The organism is Microcoleus sp. AS-A8, assembly GCA_039962225.1.
GTDB lineage: Bacteria > Cyanobacteriota > Cyanobacteriia > Cyanobacteriales > Coleofasciculaceae > Allocoleopsis.
Genome location: JAMPKV010000007.1, coordinates 39,566 through 58,151, shown reverse-complemented (window position 1 = coordinate 58,151; position 18,586 = coordinate 39,566). Strand labels below are relative to the sequence as shown.

Here is an 18,586-nt window from a genome sequence, read left to right as displayed (position 1 = left end):
AAATCCTGGATTGAGGAAAGAAGCGATTGGTCATTGAAACTGTTACGACAAATCGAATATCGAGGAAGCGATCGCATATCTTACTGATGACAGGTTTGTTCGTCAGCCTGTTGGTTTTACTCATGAGTCTAGTGGTAAGCCTAACTTACGGTGCAGCAGACATTTCCCTGAGCCAAGTTTGTTCCGGATTGTTTGCGTTTGACGGTTCTACCGACCACCTGATTATTCGTACAGTGAGGTTGCCGCGATCATTGATTGCTATGTTTGTCGGTGCTGCGATCGCTGTAGCTGGTACCTTGATGCAGGGATTGACTCGTAACCCCTTAGCTGACCCTGGAATTCTGGGAATTAATGCTGGTGCAGCAATGGCTGTTGTCATGACTAATTTTATCTTCGGCACATCCTCTCCCATTGTTTATGCCGGGTCTGCTTTTTTGGGGGCAGGTGTTGCAGCCGTAACAGTCTACTTGTTAGGCTCTCTGGGTCGTGGAGGACTAACCCCCCTCAACATTACGATCGCGGGTGCCGCCTTAACTGCCCTCCTTTCCTCACTCACGACTGGCATCCTTATCCTTAGTCAAAGGACACTCGATGAAATCCGGTTCTGGCTAGCGGGTTCAGTAGCGGGAAGAGATTTGACGTTGTTTTTGCAAGTACTGCCTTACATGGCGATGGGACTAGTTGTGGCCTTCGTCATCGGTAAACCCATCACAACTTTATCTTTAGGTGAGGATGTTGCCAGAGGTTTAGGTCAACAGACGGCCTGGGTAAAAGTTGCTGCCGCTATTAGTGTGGTTTTGCTTGCAGGCAGTGCTGTCGCCGTCGCCGGCCCCATTGGGTTTATTGGTCTAGTCGTTCCCCACATCGTTCGTTTTTTCGTGGGGTTTGATTATCGCTGGATTTTGCCGTATTCCGCTGTTTTTGGGGCAGTTTTACTACTCGTTGCCGATATAGCTGCTCGTTTGCTCATTAAGCCCCAGGAACTACCTGTGGGAGTCATGACGGCTTTATTCGGTACCCCTTTCTTTATCTACCTAGCGCGGTGGAAAGTGAAACGATGAGAAAAAACTGGCTGGTTATTCGTCCCCAACAGTTGCCAGTGTCTTTTCACTTGGATCAGCGTGTACCCATGGTGCTGCTGGTGTTAGGATTGGTTACCCTGATGGCAATTGTCCTCAACGTCGGACAGGGCGAGTATCCAATTCCTTCCCTGGAAGTTCTCAAAACGATTTTGGGATTGCCGAGCGCTAACCCAGATTATCCGTTCATTATTAATACATTGCGCCTACCCCGGACGTTAGTTGCCTTCACGGCTGGAGTTGGTTTAGCTCTCTCCGGGACTATACTTCAAGGTTTGACGCGCAATCCCTTAGCCGACCCTGGCATTATTGGTGTGAATGCGGGTGCGGGTTTGGCTGCTGTCAGTTTAATCGTTCTCTTTCCTAAGATTCCTCTATTTGTCCTACCCTTATCTGCCTTCGTTGGTGCTTTGACCGTTGCTATCGTAATTTACCTAATGGCTTGGGACAAGGGCAGTTCCCCACTGCGTTTAATTTTAATGGGTGTCGGCTTTGCGGCTGTCCTCAATTCGTTAACAACATTAATCATCACCTTTGGGGAGATCAATAATGTCAGTCAGGCGTTGGTTTGGCTAGCAGGAAGTGTTTATGGACGCAGTTGGGAACATTTGGGGACAATTTTGCCTTGGTTGGCTGTTTTCGTCCCCTTATCGTTGGTACTTGCGATGCCACTGAATACCCTCTCTCTGGGAGACGATATTGCTAAAAGTTTGGGGGCTAGGGTTGAGTGGCAGCGCGGGTTGCTCTTACTCAGTAGTGCAGCAATGGCAGGTGCAGCCGTCGCCGTGGCTGGTACGATTGGCTTTGTCGGATTGATGGCACCGCACTTGGGGCGTCAGCTAGTGGGGCCAACTCATGAAGGCTTGCTACCTACGGCGGCACTTATCGGTGGAGTGATTGTTGTTCTCTCTGACTGGCTGGGGCGAGTTTTATTTGCGCCAATCCAGCTTCCCTGTGGAGTAGTGACAGCCGCGATCGGTACTCCTTATTTTCTCTACTTGCTTATCCGCAACCGCAAGCGATGACATCACCAATGCACACAACGCAAATTCTGTCAACCCGTAGACTCTGCCTAGCTTATGATGGTGTACCCATTATCACAGACCTCGACCTAGCAATTCCAGTGGGGAAAATTACAACATTAGTTGGACCGAATGGCTGTGGTAAGTCAACCTTGCTGCGGGGGCTAGCAAGATTGCTGAAACCTCGTGCTGGCAAAGTTTACCTCGATAGTGCTGACATTTTCAAGTTATCCACAAAAGCCGTAGCCAAGCGACTGGGAATTTTGCCTCAAGGCCCCGTTGCTCCCGAAGGGTTGACGGTGCGGGACTTGGTGGCGATGGGTCGTTATCCTTACCAAAACTGGTTGCAGCAGTGGTCTAAAGACGATGAACTACTGGTAGAACAGGCGTTGGTAATTACGGGGATGCTCCATTTAGCAGACCGAGGACTGGATACCCTATCCGGTGGACAGCGTCAGCGTGCTTGGATTGCCATGGCATTAGCGCAGGATACTGAGATTTTGCTACTGGATGAACCAACGACGTTCTTGGACTTGGCGCATCAAGTTGAGGTGCTGGATTTGCTTTACGAGTTAAATCAGAGCAAGGGGCGGACAATTGTGATGGTACTGCATGACCTGAACCAGGCGTGCCGCTATGCCGATTATTTAGTGGCGGTGCGGCAGGGTCAAGTTTATGCACAAGGTGTACCAATGCAAGTGATGACAGAGACAATGGTGCGCGAGGTTTTTGGCTTGGAGTCTCATATTATGCAAGACCCAGTGGCGGGAACGCCGATGTGTGTTCCGGTAGGTCGTAAGGTGAAGGTAATGCAGGATTGAAGGCTTAAGTGACAGCCTGGGCTACGCTAATGGACTGGCTACTAGAAAGACAAGACTAATATTGGGTCTTTATGGAGATTCATACGGTTGCCGTGCCCCTACCAACCATGGATTGGTTTTTGGATGCCCCTAAATCAAGGCAGAATCGATTGATGCGCTGGCGTGAGATGTTGCTCGAACCATTGACTGGCCAACTCGCAGACGTTTTCTAGCGTCCGTAACTCCTCAAATAAGTGGCTTGCACCAGGAATAATTTCAAGCTGTTTTTCGGTATGCAGATGTTTAAGTGCTTCCTGATTCATCTCCTGGACTGGGATATCATTTTCGCCCACAATCAGGAGGGTTGGTGCCTTGACACGAGATAAAGCGGAGCCAGCTAAGTGGGGATGACCGCCGCTAGAGACAATCGCACGAATGACCTCTGGATATTGAGCCGCCGCCATCAAAGCCACCGCACTCCTTATTGGAATGGATTGTGATGTGGACGTATGTGATCGGCTCTTAGTGAGTGTGCTAGCGCTAGGACTATGCTCTGTTTCACCTGGAGAGTCTATACGGTTGAACGATCATAGCCCACCTCAATTAATTTTGAGGGTAAAGAATTGGGGGTAAAGCGATTGAGCTAAACCTCTGATGCACCCACGCAGAAATAACTGATCAGGTTGGAGCCTCAGCTTTGAGGTTGTGGGGTAATCAATCTACATGGATTTAGAACAACTATTCTGGGATAGTTTAAGTCAACTAAAGTTTTTTTGAGCAATGACTCATGTGGCTGTCTCAGATTAACCAGACCTCCTTGATCAAATACACAATTGAACTATAAAAACTCTCTTCATCGGAGTGAAGCCAACAGGCGATTCATTCACTAGGGGGAAGCTTCACTTATATCCGATCTGGGAAAATTGGACATCCATCGGTGTGGGGAGTTATAAAAACTTATAACCAACAAGGCAATGAAACCCAAACACAGAACCCTTTACCCAAATCATTTATGACGCGGCTAATAAGTGAGCATCAAAGTTCAAAAACTAAGCGAAAAATCCCGCTATGCCTCGTCTTAATAGTGCCATTTTTAATCCAAATCTTTGCATCTGTGGGATTAACAGGGTGGTTATCGTTACGCAACGGACAGAAACATGTCAATAAGATTGCCAGACAGTTGAAAATTGAAGTTACAGCCCACATCCGGCAACAGATGACCACCTATATGCAGACACCGCACATAGTTGCTCAAATTAACGCTGATGCCGTCCGTCTTGGTCAGTTGAATATACAGGACTCAGCCAGCCTAGAACGTCACTTTTGGCACCAAATGCAGTTGTTTAAGTCGCTTCGTCCCATCGCTTTTGGTAACGAACAGGGAGAAATTCAATCGGTTGACCGCCTCGCTGATGGTACGCTGGTAATTCGAGTCGTGGACAAGTCTACTGGCGGTAAGTATCATACCTACACTACGGATAACCAGGGGTATCGCGCCCAGCTAATTAAAGTTAATGAAACTTTCGATCCTCGAACTCGCCCCTGGTATAAGGCTGCTGTCAAAGCCGGGAAACTAACTTGGAGTGAGATTTACCCATATTTTTCTTCATCGTCACTCGCCATCAGTGCTGCCCGACCTTTGTACGACGACAGAACAGGCACTTTGCTTGGAGTCACTAATGCAACACTATCTCTGTCGCAGATTGGTGACTTTTTACATGATTTGAAAATTGGTCAGTGTGGACAAACATTTATTGTGGAGCGCTCTGGAGACTTAGTGGCGAGTTCAACGACCGAGAAGCTCTTTACTATTAGCAAGAAAGGAGAAACAGAGGAACGAAAACGACTTCAGGCCATCCACAGCAGCAACCGTTTAACTCGTCTCACAGGACAGTACTTGATAGAACGCTTTGGTGACCTCAGTGGAATTCATGGCAGTCAGCAGCTTGACTTCAAAATTGATGGCAAGCGGCAATTACTACAGGTAACACCCTTTGCTGATACTCATGGGTTGGATTGGGTAATTGTGGTGGTTGTTCCAGAAGACGATTTCATGAAGGAAATCAAGGCCAACACCCGTACCACTATCCTGCTGTGTCTTTTGGCATTGGTGCTAGCTACGCTTCTAGGACTTGTCACTGCTCGTTGGATTAGCCGTCCTATTCTCCGTTTGAGCAAAGCATCTAGTGCCTTAGCCAAGCGGATTGCCATGTCGGACTTTGCCAGCTGTCAGTTAGACCCCAAAGTTGAGGTAAAGGGCATCCATGAACTGGAGATTTTGGCTCAATCTTTTAACCAAATGGCACAACAGTTGCAAGAGTCTTTTGCCGCCCTAAAAAAGACAAATGAGGCACTGAGCCTCTCAGAAAAGCGATTTCGGCTGGCCGTTGATCACTTCCCTGATACCTTTGTTATCTACGATGCTAATCGGCGATTCCAGTTTGTGAATGCACACGGAGTTAGGATAGGTGGGTTGCCGGAGTCGGCACTGCTCGGTCATACGGATGAGGAGATACACCCGCCAGAGATTACAGATGCTTATCTGCCGTATCTGCTTAAGGCTGTGGAAACACAAACCTCACAGACAGCAGAATGCACTATAAGTTTGGCAAGTGTTGGTCAAATCACTTTTGTTGTTAGTTATGTACCGTTACTAAATGAACGAGGAGAAATTTATCAAATTTTAGGTATTACTTACAATATTACAGAGCGGAAGTTTACTCAGGAAAAACTCAAAGCTCAGCATGAATTGCTCCAAAATATTCTTGATACTAATCCGAATGCAATTTTTGTTAAAGATAGGGAAGGAAAGTTTGTACTCTGTAATCAAACCTGGTTTAAGGTTTTTGGAAGAAATGTCGAAAACATAACAGGGCTTACAGATGCTGAGTTACATCCAAATCAAGAAGATGTAAAACGGTTCATTGCTCAAGATCAGGAAGTGTTCACTACTTTACAGGAAATATTGATTGCAGAAGAGCCTTACCACACCCAGAGTGGTGAAGTTCAGTGGTTTCAAACTCTTAAAAAACCGCTTTTTTCAAGCGATGGTCAAGTTCGTCAAGTCCTTGGTGTTGCTACTAATATCACGCAGCGTAAGATTGCAGAGATACAAATTCAGGAATCATTACGGGAAAAAGAAGTTTTACTCCAAGAAATTCACCATCGGGTTAAAAACAATTTACAGGTGATATCAAGCTTGCTCGACTTACAATCTCAGCAAATAGAGGAGCAAGCAACGCTGGAACTCTTCAAGCATTGTTCCAACCGCATCAGAGCAATGGTGCTTGTTCACGAAACGTTGTATAAATTTAAAGACTTTGCAAGAATCGATTTTGCTGAATATATTGAGGACTTGAGCAGCTACTTATTTTCAAGCTACGGAGTAGATGTAGATCACATAAATCTGAAGTTAGAGCTTGATAAAGTTGCTCTCAATGTCGATACAGCTATTCCTTGTGGTTTGATTATCAATGAGCTAGTTTCAAATGCTTTGAAATATGCTTTCCCCAACAATGCTAAAGGAACAATTTATATCGTTCTTCATGTTGAAGAATACAATCATTATACCCTAATTATTAGGGATAACGGGATAGGATTGCCACCGAATTGGGAACTCAAAGCTGTTAATTCACTGGGACTTAAGTTGGTGCAGATTTTAGTACAGCAACTTGAAGGAACACTTCAAGTAAACTCTCGTTGGGGTACAGAGTTTAGCTTAAATTTTTGTGGGCTAAGTTAACTAAAATTTTAGTAATAAGCTATTCAAAAGTTAAGTTTCCTTGTAAATTAAGACATGCTGACATAATTCCTGTACTTGTTCTGTTGTTGAAATTAGCTTTTTACGGCTGTATTATTACCTTGACCTTGTAAATATTAGTCTCGCCTAGCTTGGGTTACAAGTTTTTATTCACTCTGAGTTGAAGTTTTGAGGGCAATGGGAGCATCTCAAATGTCTACCCTTTAAAGAAGCGTGAGGAGAGTTTAGTTTATATCTAAAATCTCCCCCGCCGACTGTATTTTTACAAAAACGGGATATACCCATTGCCCTGAGTGCTTGTCGCCTTTCCAGCACTTTCCAACATCTCCCATACCCCCAAAACCCAATTTATTTTCTAGCAATTGCTCCAACTGTGTAGTATTGAAGGAAAAAGGTTGTGGGAAAAGGGTGATGGCTATTCACATTGGCACCTCAGGTTGGAGCTATGACCACTGGCAGGGTGTACTCTATCCCCAACAACTACTACCGCGCTTGAGGCTCGACTACTATAGTCAGCACTATCACACCGTCGAAGTCAACAGCACCTACTACCGTTGGCCAACTGACTCCACCTTTGCTAGCTGGCGACAACGCCTGCCTGATGGATTCCTCATGAGTGTCAAAGCACCTCGCGGCCTGACCCATAGCGCACGTCTCTACGCGCCGGAAAAGTGGCTTTCAAGGATTTGCTCCGGACTGCGCCATCTGGGCGACAAATTTGGGATTCTGCTCGTCCAGCTTTCTCCCCAGTTTAGCTACGACTATGCTCGTCTGGCCTACTTCCTGGAGCAGAAGCCACCCTGGTTAAAAGTGGCTATTGAATTCCGGCATCCTTCTTGGCACATAGAAGAGGTATTTTCGCTGTTGTCACAAAATGGCGCTGCCTACTGTGTCATGAGCGGAGCCGACCTCCCCTGCATTCTTCGCGCAACAGAATCATTCGTGTATGTGCGTATGCACGGACCTGACCCCCATCATCTCTATGCAGGTTTCTACTCCGAGGCAGACCTGCACTGGTGGGCAAGCCGTCTTCGTGAGTGGGAAGAAAAGGGGTACAGCGTGTTCGTCTACTTCAACAACGACGGGGGTGGAAACGCGGTTCTCAACGCATCAAGGTTGAAAACCCTTGTAGGGGCTGGCATTTCGTAGTCTGGGAATGGTCATGAATTTGAGTTAATTGACAAGTAACTGCTGTGAGAATTTTGTCTGTAAGCACATTGGCAGCTAGCTTTGACCTCATTGGCTTACGTCGAACTCAGGTTCCTAGTGGGTGATGCCGTTGTTTGCACATTATTCGCTTGGGCCAGCAGACTACACACTTGTTCGTCAGTGGTTGGCGAGAAATGGACATACCAACGGCTAAGGGAACCAAGCGCCTCTGGTGCTTGGACATAGACCACGTTTTCCACTTCTGTTGTCAAATCCTTGCATGTTGAGGCGGATGCCACGGGAACCGCCACCACAATCTGGGCAGGCTGCTGCTGTCGCAATGTGGCAATAGCCGCACGCACTGTTGAGCCTGTAGCAATGCCGTCATCGACGAGGATGATGGTGCGCCCTTGTACATTGGGCATGGAGCGGTTCCTTCGGTAAATGCGATCGCGCTGCTGCAATTCCTGCCGCTCAATCGTCGCTACGTGCTCTATCAATTCCCTGGATATACCGAGCCATTCGAGGGTTCCCTTATCAATCACCAATACCTCGTCTTTAGCAATCGCTCCCATCGCCAATTCTTTGTGTCCGGGTACCCTCAACTTGCGTACTAGGCAGATATCTAAAGGAGCTTTTAGTGCCTTTGCCACTTCAAAGGCCACAGGTACACCACCACGAGGCAGCCCCAATACCAGAACGTCTGAACGATTTGCATAGGCTGTGAGTTTTCTCGCCAGCAACTGACCGGCTTCGGTGCGGTCTCGAAATTGCATGTTCATCAATCTCCCCCCTTCCCTTGTTTGTTTTGGAAATTATTGAATTATCGGGTTATTCTGAGCCGGAGAAAATTGCGATCGCTCAAAATTATCTGTTGCCTCGTCAACTGGAAAAAGCAGGACTTCCACTGAAATCCTCTGGCTCCCCTCCCCGCAATGGGGAGGGGCTGGGGGAGGGGTCACACCCCTCACTAATTTGCCAACGGTATCTTTAACTGTAATGTGAGTTTAGTTGGTTGATACAGGACGCCCTGCCAATAAAGCTTTAGTTTGCGATTCACCAGCGCGTTGCAGTTGACGCGTCAACCGGACGTTTAGCAATACCAAGACAGTCCACTCACCCAAGAGCACCATCAATCCGGTTGTCGTAGCCGCATGTTCTATAGCTGCCCAGGGAAACGTTGACACTAGCCAGAGAGTGGCATTTTCCATGGGTTCAATACCCAGGATAGAGAGGCTCATCGGAGGCACAACCAGCAAAGCGGCGATGGTGCCCACAGCCCAAAGCGATCGCTTATTCGTTTTCATCAATAACATGAGCTGGGCAACCGAAGCATAAATCATCACCAAGCTGACAAAGAATCCAACCGCCAAAAGCGCTTTGGTTTTGTCAACAGCGTCACCCGGCAAGAAGGTAATCCATACCAAGAAAGGAGTCATTGCGATCGCTAAATTCAGGGCGATTGCCAGTAGTTCTGGGCTTTTTTCTCCCCAAAGCAAATCCTGTACCAGCGCACGATTCCAAAATCCCTTGCGTGTTGCCACCTTCTCCCGGCGATAACGCGCCCAATCCTGTAAAGCTTGGCGTTGAGGTGCCAGAACTGCGATTAAACCGATAAACAATACACCGTTGAAGAACGCCAGCAACACGGGATTGGTGAGAAATGAATAGGGTGAAACCCAGAAATTCCCCCGTGGCTCTCCCATGGCAAATCCTAACGTCACAACTTCAAAACAGCCAACTAGCCAATAACTTTGGTGCTTGCTGAGGATGGTGCTATTGGGGTTGTGAAAGTGTCGATTGAGAGCTTGCCAAATCCATGTTGTCCATAAACCGTAATGCAGCAGCGCGAAAATGGCGAGGCTAATTCCAGTTGCACCAATGGGCAAATTAAACCATTCCCACCCTTGGATTTTTCCGATAGAGAAAGGAAAGTCTCCACCCGTATACTCTGTTCCCATCCGATTGACTAAATAAGGTAAAACCACAACCGGAGAAAACAGATTCAGCCAATCCAGCGGACTGTGATCAATCGGTTTGAAATTAACCATTAATAAGAACAGCACAACAGCACCACTCCCTAACCAAGACTGAAATCCTCCCAGCCAAGGAGTCACTAAGCCAAACAGCAGCGCCGCACTATAGAAGAACGCACAACTGGCAATCAGAACCGCATAGAAAGTACAAATCTCGAAGCCAGGAATTTGGGCAGAAAATCCTAACCACAGATGAAACGGAACAGCAAGAATAGCGGCTAAATAGAGCAAAATAGGAACTCCCAGCAGCTTGCCGCCCAAAACACTCAGCGTAGATTGAGGGCTGAGTCGGATAAAATTGAGAGTCCCACGACGTTCTTCATTCGCCAAATTACTGATGAGCATGTAGATACCCACCCCTAACATGATGAACAACACAAATACACTCAGCGACATGAACATTTTCGGAAAATGGTCTTGCCACCACAGAGGGATATCAATCGCGTCAGATGGGCAAAGATTATTTTTGAGCACGCCTTGTACATGCTGAATTTTTTCCTTGACTTCTGCTATGCTGCCTTTGAGTTGTTGGATTTTTTCCAGGTCATAGTCTTTAGGGCTGCTATAACGATTGAATTGGGCTTGAAGTTGGCGATATTGGTTATCCAGTTGGTACCTTTGATTTTGAGTCGCCAAAAAAGTCTTTTGCAGGCGGCAGTAAGGTTGATCTTGAGAGTAAGGATAGTGAGGAAGCTGATTCAACCAAGATAGGAATAGCAGAAGTTGACCCAGCAGGGATGAGGCCACGGCAATGGCTATATTCCGAACATTCAGGCGACCTTTAATTTCTCGAAATACCTGCGGATTCCAGTCACCAATGCGGTCTAGAAAATTAAATTGCATTCGTTACAATCTCCAGATACAGAGTTAGCCCATTGTGTCAAGATAGAACTTTCACTCTTCAACTTTTTAAATCTTCAACCTGATCAAGAAGCTTGCTGGTGTCCTAGCTTGAGGAAGATCGTTTCCAAGTCTTCTTGGGTGCAGTGAAATTCAGTTAAAGGGATGCCAGATTTAACCAGCGATCGCAATAATTTCGCACTATCTTCTGGAGTCCCAGAAAAATGAACTCGCACATTTTTGCTTCCCGGTATAACCTCCCACTCTTCCACCCAAGGATGATTTTTCAGTTCAGCCGTCAGTGCGTCTAAATTCCCCAAGGTAGACATCACGATGTGCTGTCGTGCCAGACGACTGTAGAGTTCCTGTAAAGAGGCACTTTCCACCAAATAGCCGAGTTCCATAATTCCCACTGAAGAGCAAAGTTCCGCTAAGTCGCTGAGGACATGTGACGAAATTAGAATTGTCATCCCAGCTTCTTGCAAGGTTTTAATGATTTCCCGAAATTGCATCCTAGCGATCGGGTCCAATCCAGAAACCGGTTCATCTAGGAGTAGAAGAATGGGTTCGTGAATAATCGTTCTCGCGAGACTCAAGCGTTGTTTCATCCCCCGTGAAAGGGTGGAAATTAAGCTATTGCGCTTATTGGTTAGCTGTACCAATTCCAAAACTTCCCGGAGTCGTTGGGTGCGAAGGGGTTCTCGTAAACGATACAGCCGTGCAAAATAATCGAGGTAATCCCAGACAGTGAGGTCGTCATAGAGAGGATAGTCATCGGGAAGGTAGCCGAGTCGCCGCTTCAGGGTGGGATTGCTATGGTCGCGGAGTAAGCGATCGCCATTAATATAAATTTCTCCAGTTGTCGGTTCCTCTGCCGCCGCTAACATCCGAATCAAGGTCGTTTTGCCTGCACCATTTGGCCCAATTAGTCCATAAACTTCACCCGACTCGATTTGTAAATCGACATCGTTAACGGCAATGTGGCGGTCAAATTGCTTGGTTAGTGCACGCGTAGAAATGGCTAGTTCTTTGCTCATAAGTGCCGGGAATTGGGGATTGGGGGTGTTGTCTGTGAGATTTTTCACTACAGCGATAGAGAGTTATTTTCCGGAACTCTAAATTTCTCTATTGTGGATGTATCTCTGACCCAGTGAAACTTATGCAGTTTTAGTTTTATTTTGGACAAAAAATTTGGTCTATTAACGGGATGCCATCTTGTTGCTGACTTCCTGTGTATCGCAGGCCGTCAATCACACCCAGTTTTCTGTCCAACGCTTGTTTCACTTTCGATAGCTTAGCCCTGATAGACACAAAGCCGCACCCTTAGCGTGACGAATTAGATATTGTCCTGAGTCCAAATTCTTGAAAAATATCCTAGTTTTACGATGAATGCTGAAATTCTTTACCCTTGTCCTTGTTGTGGCTACATGACACTCAATCAAGAACCCCCTGGTACTTACATCATCTGTCCAATTTGCTTTTGGGAAGATGATGCAGAACAAAGTTACTCATCAAACCGAGTTTCGCTACGTCAAGCACAACGTAACTTTATTGAATTTGGTGCCTGCGAAAGCGAATGGCTGAAGGATGTTCGTCATCCCACCTGCAATGATCAGCGAGCTCCAGGCTGGGAAACCATTGACACCTTGGCAGAAAAAACCAGATTACCCCTAATTGAAAAAATTACTGCTGCTTTTGATGGTGTATCTCGCCAAGATGGCATTTCGCTACACGCGGCGCAGGCACTTGATGACTGGAGTAGTCTTGAAGAGGCTAAAAAAATAGGGCGGGAAATGGATCGAGATACCCAATGGCAAGAGGTACCACATAAGTGGCTTATGCAATTTCAGGATATCTTTCCTTATTTAGATCCTAAAGGATTTCGATATTATATTCCCGCCTATATGGTTTGGAGCCTCAAAGAACCTAAAGCCTCTTCTTCCAATAGTTTAAGTTCTTTAATGTGGGCGCTGGAGAATCAGAGTAGACATTTTCAATCTCATTTTGAAATACTGAATCAAGCACAATTACAAGTTATTTCTGATTTTATTAAATATGTAAATAATTATATCTATTAAGCATTTTTAACCGCTAGCAGAGAATTTTTTGCCCTTGAGAAAATAAGTCGTCATTTCTCCCTTCCCTTTGACTTGAATGACACCTCGCTTCTCGAATAAGTATTGCTCTTGTAAACGTTCGTAAGTAGCAGTGGTTACGTGAATTTTTCCAGGGACACCATGGGATTCCATACGACTGGCGATATTAACGGTATCTCCCCATAAATCGTAACTAAATTTTTTAATGCCAATTACACCCGCCACTACTGGCCCGGTATTAATGCCAATGCGGATGTTGAATTCTTTACCTGTTTCTCGGCGGAATTGACGGATTACCGCTTGGATATCCAGTGCCATTTCTGCGATCGCCTCCGCATGATCGGGTCGGCGCACGGGTAGCCCTCCCACTACCATATAAGCGTCACCCACTGTTTTAATTTTCTCTAAGCCATGCTTCTCACTCAGGCGATCAAATGCTGAGAAGACTAGATTGAGTAAATTGATCAGTTCAATTGGACGCAGACGAGCAGCAATTTGGGTAAAGCCAACGATATCTGCAAACATCACACTCACTTCGGCAAAGTCTTCTGCGATCGTGCGTGTATCGTGTTTCAGGCGGTCGGCGATCGGCTCTGGTAAGATATTCAGCAACAGCCGTTCGGTTTGTGCTTGTTGATAGCGCAGTGCTTGTTCTGCTTGTAGTCGTTGGGTAATATCTCGGAAAATGGCACGGGTAGCGACAGGTTTTCCCTCAACGAATTTACAGTTAATGTTCCCTTCAACCGAAATTTTTGTGCCGTCCTGGCTAATAAATGCGGCTTGAATTTGCTCAATCTTTTCTCCCTCAATTGCACGAGATAAACTTTCCAGAAAGCTCGCCTTACAATCAGGATGCAAAATGTCCAACAAATTCATCTTATACACCTGAGCTTCGCTATATCCCAGCGTTTCTCGCCAAGCTCGATTAACATACAAAAACTGACCATTGAGATTGCAAGACTGAATCAAGTCAGTGGCATTTTCAAACAAGTCTCGATATCGTTCTTCACTCTCGGCAAGCGCTGCCTCGGCTTGTTTACGCTTGATAAATTGACCGAGTTGGCTACCAATCCCCACCATAACTTGAAGTAAAAATTCATCGCGAGGCTGTTTTTCACCACTAAAGAAGGTTATCACTCCCAAAACTTCACCGTCACTTTGGATGGGAACAGCAAATGCTCCTTGCAGTCCGGCAATAGCGGCTTGTTCGGAACGTAGGAAGTGGATATCTTCGACGATATCAAAACTCCAATAACCGGACGCAATATCCCAAACATGATCGGCTAATCCAACGGTTGGAACCAAAATCGTTTGACGGCTTTTTTCGATAAACTCTGAGATAGAAAGGGAGGGTCTAACCCAAGTGTCCACGCACTGCAATTGGGGTGTTGAATTTTGAACCTCTACTGTCCAACATTCACCCAAATCCCACAGCAGGTTTTCTCCAATGGCTTGGAGAATTTTAGGGATAGCCTCGCTAGGAGTTGCGGACTCGGACAGGATGCGAGTGGTTGCATACTGAACAGCGAGTCGTTTTTGCGATCGTTGACGTTCGGTAACATCCCGACCCACATAGATATAATTTTGTACGCCCTCGACATCAGTCTGAATCGCAGAACAGGAAAATGCGATCGCCAGTTTTTCTCCGGTTTGGGTTTGACAGATGACTTCTACAACATTCAAAGCTTCTTGAAATAAAAGAGGCGGCTGAGTCGCCGCGAGTAATATGCCATCCTCACGAGTCAGGATTGAGATCGGCCGACCGACGAGTTCTTCTTCGCTATAACCGAATAAATGTTGAGTGGCTCGATTGATAGTTTTAATAATTCCGGATGGCGTGGTCACAATTAAAGCATCTGCCATCGAGACAATAATGGTTTCAATATAAGCTTTGGAAGCTGTTAAAGCACTTAATATAAGACTTTTTTCATTGGATGACTGAACTAAATTCTGCTCTAAGATCATTCTTTCGGTTACTTCTTCCAAAAAAATGATTAAATAAGGATTTAAATCTTCATCAATGTGATTTTTAATGATACAAATATCGACATAGATAGGATTTCCTGCTTCAGAAGTCCGTGCGATAGCTTGAATTTCAAAATTTATCTGCCGTCCTTCAAGAATATCAAGTAATATCTCTTCCAGACCCAGCAGTTCGGGAAAGCCAAGACGTACATCCTGTCCCTTTGTGACCTCCTCAGGCGATTCAGCAAACCGTTGTATGCCCATAGAGGTTTCTAAAATATTAAAATCTCGATCAATCGTGAGGTATTCTTTGCGGCGTATGGTTAAAAGGGACAGAAGTTTGTTTAAAAGGCTACTCATCTGCGCTTTTTGGTGTAAGAATTCAGCCCTATTGACTGCCAAACAGAACCCTCTAATTGCTAGAAGTCAGCTAGATATCCTGTTGAACCGATCGCGGCTTGCTATCTCTTAATCTAAATCTTGAATGCGTCCAGGAGAGAAGCCTGCAATCAATAGGAAACTCACCTGCAACGACATGCTGACTCACCCGCACCCCAAAAGGATAAATATTGGCTTATTTTACGGTAATTCAGTGAGTAGTCCCAGTCTAGTCTATGTTGGGAGAATAAGTCATTAAATAACCATTCCAAATTAGTCGAATTTCCGTTCGACTTTCGATGTTCCAGCAACCCGATCAAAGAATCGTTCTTGCAAGCAACTAAATACTTCCATAAACAGGAATGGCTGCGCCGCGCATGTCTTTTGCCGCCTCCGAAGCGAGGAAACAGATGACTTGCGCCAATGATTCGGGTTTGACCCATTGGTCTGCCTCTTCGCTACCCATGGCCTGTCGGTTGGCAGGAGTATCAATCACGCTTGGCAAGACGGAGTTCGCTGTAATGTTGGTTCCTTTCGTTTCGTCTGCGATCGCTTTGGTAAGCGCTACCACCCCCGCCTTTGATGCACAGTAAGCCGCCAGTTGTCCTCCGGGTTGTACGGCACCTCTTGAACCCACAGTTACAATGCGCCCATAGCCGTGTTCCAGCATTTTCTTCAGACTATGCTTGCAGACTAAGAACGTCGTATTCAGATTTAAGTCAAAGTCTTTTTTCCACTGTGTATAACTATATTCGTGGGTTTTACCCATGGAAAAGCCGCCCACGAGATGAATCAGAACATCCACCCGTTCCATATCCTCAACGAGTCGTTCTACAGCCGCCTCATTGCTGAGGTCAACGGATACGAAGCGAATTTTGGAAAAATCGGTGGGTGAAAGCCTTTCCTTTAGACCTTCTATCTCTGAGTCAACGATATAGGGAATGGTGACTATTGCACCTTGTGCCAGAACAACTGAGGTAACGCCCATCCCTAAACCGCCAGTACCGCCCGTGAGTAAAACTTGCTTCCCTTTCATGTTCGTTGATTTGTGCTTCACACCATCCTCAACATACCTCGACATTAGGGAATCGGTACTTGTCGTTCTTGATGAGGATTGAACCCATGACCTGTTGTGAAAATAGAGGCTGAAACAACGCGAAATCCTTCCTATCCCTATTCTCAAGACAGAGTGACTGTTATTGAGGATGGTGCTAGCTATCTCGTGAACTACTCAGGGTTGCGCTAACGCTACACCCTGAGCTTGTTTGGGTCGAGGAGAAGTATTGCTATTTCTCCCCTCCCATCCGAAACCGCGCTTGCGACTTTCATCGCACTCGGCTACTCAACGTGTTTCCTTTTGTCATTACAGGACTTATGACTGCTTTTTTTGACCTTTTATGACCGGAATGTCGTTTATCCACTCCCATTCATATTTGCTCCATTGTTGAGCCAGTTTCTTGCGAAAATCTGAGTGTTCCTTTTTCCGGATTTCTATGAGGTCTTGGGCGGTCTTTTCGTCGTGGCAGTGTCGATGTAATAGTTGTAGGTTTTCCCACTCATCCTTGCCGCCTAATGCTCTGGGGGTTTTGTGGTCTGCTTCCATCACATCCCATTCTTGGAAGTGTAATTCGCACCAAGAACACTTGCCCTTTTGTTGATTAAGCAACTTAGCCTTTCGACTAGGCATTTCAGGGTGTGTCCCTAGTCTTGAACTCCAGTAAACTGAATCGCCGTCGAACGGGCTTTTATCGCCTTTAACCTTCACATAGTCAGTACTACTGCTACTGAATTCACTATGTTTTAGTAACCACAGAGGGTTCGCTTCCCCTGAACTGGTTGCGAATGCCCAGTTATTACCGCCGATGGTTGTCCAGTATTTGGTGTGACCATGACTGATGTTTCCACAGCGGCGTTTTGCCCATCGTCGGAGTTTCAGGTATGTGAGGTAATCTTGTCTTGATAGTTCTCCGCCCAATTGAGCATCGGAGTTTTGATAGTAAGAAGACCATCCCCTTATGACAGGGTTAAGGTTTTTTATGAGAACCGCTTGAGGCAATGACCTATGTTTTGTGATGAGCCTTCCGATTTCCTCTTGATGAGCCTTACTCGCCTTCTTCGATGGGGTGATGAGTGTATTGAAGCCTAATATCCTACCTTTGGTGTCTTTTGCACTTTGGTATTTACCAGCAGGGTATTGCTGGATGTGATGACCTAGAAAGTCAAAACCAGCTTTACCATCCTCACTTAACTCTGGATAGTGTGTGTGAGTTAGCCTCGTCTTTTCAGGTTTCAATTCCAAGCCTATGTCAACTAACCAGTCCGAGATTAGTTCTCGGCATCTTTGGACTATAGCTTTCTCTTCACATAGAAGCACGAAGTCGTCAGCGTACCTAATTAAAGTAGGGCTTCCGACTGTTCTCCCAAATAGTGATATTGAGTTGCGAATTCGGTTAGACGAATCCTTTGGGAATTGTTTTTCTATGTGTTGTTCTAAGCCGTGGAGGGCTATATTTGCAAGTAATGGGGAGATGACCCCACCCTGCGGTGTTCCCTCAGATGTAGCAGTAAATGCTCCTTGGTCTATTACTCCAGATTTCAGCCAAGCTTTGATTTGTTGCCTGACCTTACCTTTTGTTTTTATCTTTCGGAGCAATGCCTCATGGTTGATGCGGTCAAAGCATTTTGCTATATCTGCGTCTAGCACAAATTTAGCCTTGCTTTGAATACAATTTTTGATGTGCTTTATCGCATCGTGACATGACCTCCCTGGTCTAAAACCGTAGGAATTAGGTTCAAAAACCGCTTCCCATTCCGGTTCAAGGGCAGCTTTAACTACCGCTTGCAAAGCTCGGTCGTACATTGTGGGGATGCCTAATGGTCGTTTCTCTTCTTTTCCAGGTTTAGGAATCCACACCCTACGAGTAGGGCGGGATTTTCCTGTTAGTTTGAGTTGACCTGCTAGCTCTAAACGTGCTGCTGGGGACAGAGATTTTTTTCCATCCACTCCTGCTGTTTTCTTGCCAGTGTTGTCCTGTGTTACCCGTCGTACCGATAAGACCCTGTTATACCAAGACCTCATCAACGTCTTTTGGAGTTTGCGTACTCGTTTGACATCGCCGTGACGTGAAGCAGCGTAGATTCGCTTTTGTAACTTGAAGACATACCTTTCGGCTATGCGCCAATCAATCGCCTTCCATCCCTCTGTATTCAGTTGTGAATCAGATTTAGGCTTTTTCATTACTACTCCTGACTCTAGCTTTCACACATTGCGGTTTACGTCTGCTTATCCCGGCAATTACGCCATCCCTTTTCAGGCTTTACCCGTTGATTCGGGTTGGGCTTTTGCTTCTTAAACCATCCCACCTACCCTTGGCTTCTGGCTTGACTGCCTACCTCATCAATAAACCTTGGTGAGGAGCTTTTAGGAGGTTACTTCGTTCCTACTATCCATTGTGTGAGTC

The 18,586-nt window shown here is 46.0% G+C and carries 14 protein-coding genes; 7 read left to right on the top strand and 7 right to left on the bottom strand.

The annotated features are described in order from the left end of the window. The first annotated feature begins 26 nt into the window (after positions 1 to 26). From NDI48_12645 to NDI48_12635, 3 genes are read left to right on the top strand one after another with little or no spacing between them, the layout of a single operon-like run. Positions 27 to 1,061 carry an iron ABC transporter permease gene (locus NDI48_12645; protein MEP0832052.1) on the top strand — a complete coding sequence of 345 codons (1,035 nt, stop codon included), beginning with the start codon at positions 27 to 29 and terminating at the stop codon, positions 1,059 to 1,061. Beyond that, the gene (locus NDI48_12640; protein ID MEP0832051.1) at positions 1,058 to 2,104 is read left to right on the top strand and encodes an iron ABC transporter permease; all 1,047 of its coding nucleotides are present in this window, start codon (positions 1,058 to 1,060) and stop codon (positions 2,102 to 2,104) included. Before NDI48_12645 ends, NDI48_12640 begins: the two co-directional genes overlap by 4 nt. Positions 2,105 to 2,112: 8 nt before the next feature. After that, a complete protein-coding gene (locus tag NDI48_12635) occupies positions 2,113 to 2,922 on the top strand; it encodes an ABC transporter ATP-binding protein (protein MEP0832050.1) in 810 nt (269 codons plus the stop codon). A 134-nt stretch (positions 2,923 to 3,056) separates the two neighbouring features. Here the strand turns inward: NDI48_12635 and NDI48_12630 are convergent, their stop codons facing one another. Next, positions 3,057 to 3,365: a dienelactone hydrolase family protein gene (locus tag NDI48_12630; protein MEP0832049.1), complete on the bottom strand. Its 309-nt coding sequence runs from the start codon at positions 3,363 to 3,365 to the stop codon at positions 3,057 to 3,059. A gap of 650 nt (positions 3,366 to 4,015) precedes the next feature. Here NDI48_12630 and NDI48_12625 point away from each other — a divergent pair. Continuing rightward, the gene (locus NDI48_12625; protein MEP0832048.1) at positions 4,016 to 6,643 is read left to right on the top strand and encodes a PAS domain-containing protein; all 2,628 of its coding nucleotides are present in this window, start codon (positions 4,016 to 4,018) and stop codon (positions 6,641 to 6,643) included. 315 nt (positions 6,644 to 6,958) lie between these two features. Next, on the top strand, positions 6,959 to 7,810 hold the full coding sequence (locus NDI48_12620; protein MEP0832047.1) for a DUF72 domain-containing protein: 852 nt from the start codon (positions 6,959 to 6,961) through the stop codon (positions 7,808 to 7,810). 95 nt (positions 7,811 to 7,905) lie between these two features. On the opposite strand, the gene NDI48_12615 is transcribed toward NDI48_12620, so the two are convergent. After that, complete coding sequence (locus tag NDI48_12615; GenBank protein ID MEP0832046.1) at positions 7,906 to 8,592, bottom strand: phosphoribosyltransferase; 687 nt, start codon at positions 8,590 to 8,592, stop codon at positions 7,906 to 7,908. 26 nt (positions 8,593 to 8,618) lie between these two features. Here NDI48_12615 and NDI48_12610 point away from each other — a divergent pair, with 26 nt between their 5' ends. Next, positions 8,619 to 8,804, top strand: a complete 186-nt coding sequence (locus NDI48_12610) for a hypothetical protein (protein MEP0832045.1) — start codon at positions 8,619 to 8,621, stop codon at positions 8,802 to 8,804. Positions 8,805 to 8,817: 13 nt separating this feature from the next. On the opposite strand, the gene NDI48_12605 is transcribed toward NDI48_12610, so the two are convergent. Further along, on the bottom strand, positions 8,818 to 10,689 hold the full coding sequence (locus NDI48_12605; GenBank protein MEP0832044.1) for an ABC transporter permease: 1,872 nt from the start codon (positions 10,687 to 10,689) through the stop codon (positions 8,818 to 8,820). An 83-nt stretch (positions 10,690 to 10,772) separates the two neighbouring features. Next, positions 10,773 to 11,723 (bottom strand): ABC transporter ATP-binding protein, encoded by a 951-nt coding sequence (locus tag NDI48_12600; GenBank protein MEP0832043.1) that lies wholly within the window; start codon positions 11,721 to 11,723, stop codon positions 10,773 to 10,775. 348 nt (positions 11,724 to 12,071) lie between these two features. On the opposite strand from NDI48_12600, the gene NDI48_12595 reads away from it, so the two are divergent. Further along, positions 12,072 to 12,764, top strand: a complete 693-nt coding sequence (locus NDI48_12595; GenBank protein MEP0832042.1) for a hypothetical protein — start codon at positions 12,072 to 12,074, stop codon at positions 12,762 to 12,764. A 6-nt stretch (positions 12,765 to 12,770) separates the two neighbouring features. On the opposite strand, the gene NDI48_12590 is transcribed toward NDI48_12595, so the two are convergent. The 3 genes from NDI48_12590 to ltrA all read right to left on the bottom strand — a co-directional run bounded on the left by NDI48_12590 (position 12,771) and on the right by ltrA (position 18,363). Beyond that, positions 12,771 to 15,107, bottom strand: a complete 2,337-nt coding sequence (locus NDI48_12590; protein ID MEP0832041.1) for a PAS domain S-box protein — start codon at positions 15,105 to 15,107, stop codon at positions 12,771 to 12,773. A 358-nt stretch (positions 15,108 to 15,465) separates the two neighbouring features. Then, positions 15,466 to 16,161 carry a 3-oxoacyl-ACP reductase FabG gene (fabG, locus tag NDI48_12585; GenBank protein ID MEP0832040.1) on the bottom strand — a complete coding sequence of 232 codons (696 nt, stop codon included), beginning with the start codon at positions 16,159 to 16,161 and terminating at the stop codon, positions 15,466 to 15,468. A 336-nt stretch (positions 16,162 to 16,497) separates the two neighbouring features. After that, positions 16,498 to 18,363, bottom strand: coding sequence for a group II intron reverse transcriptase/maturase (gene ltrA, locus NDI48_12580; GenBank protein MEP0832039.1), 1,866 nt, complete (start codon positions 18,361 to 18,363; stop codon positions 16,498 to 16,500). Between the last annotated feature and the right edge of the window lie 223 nt (positions 18,364 to 18,586).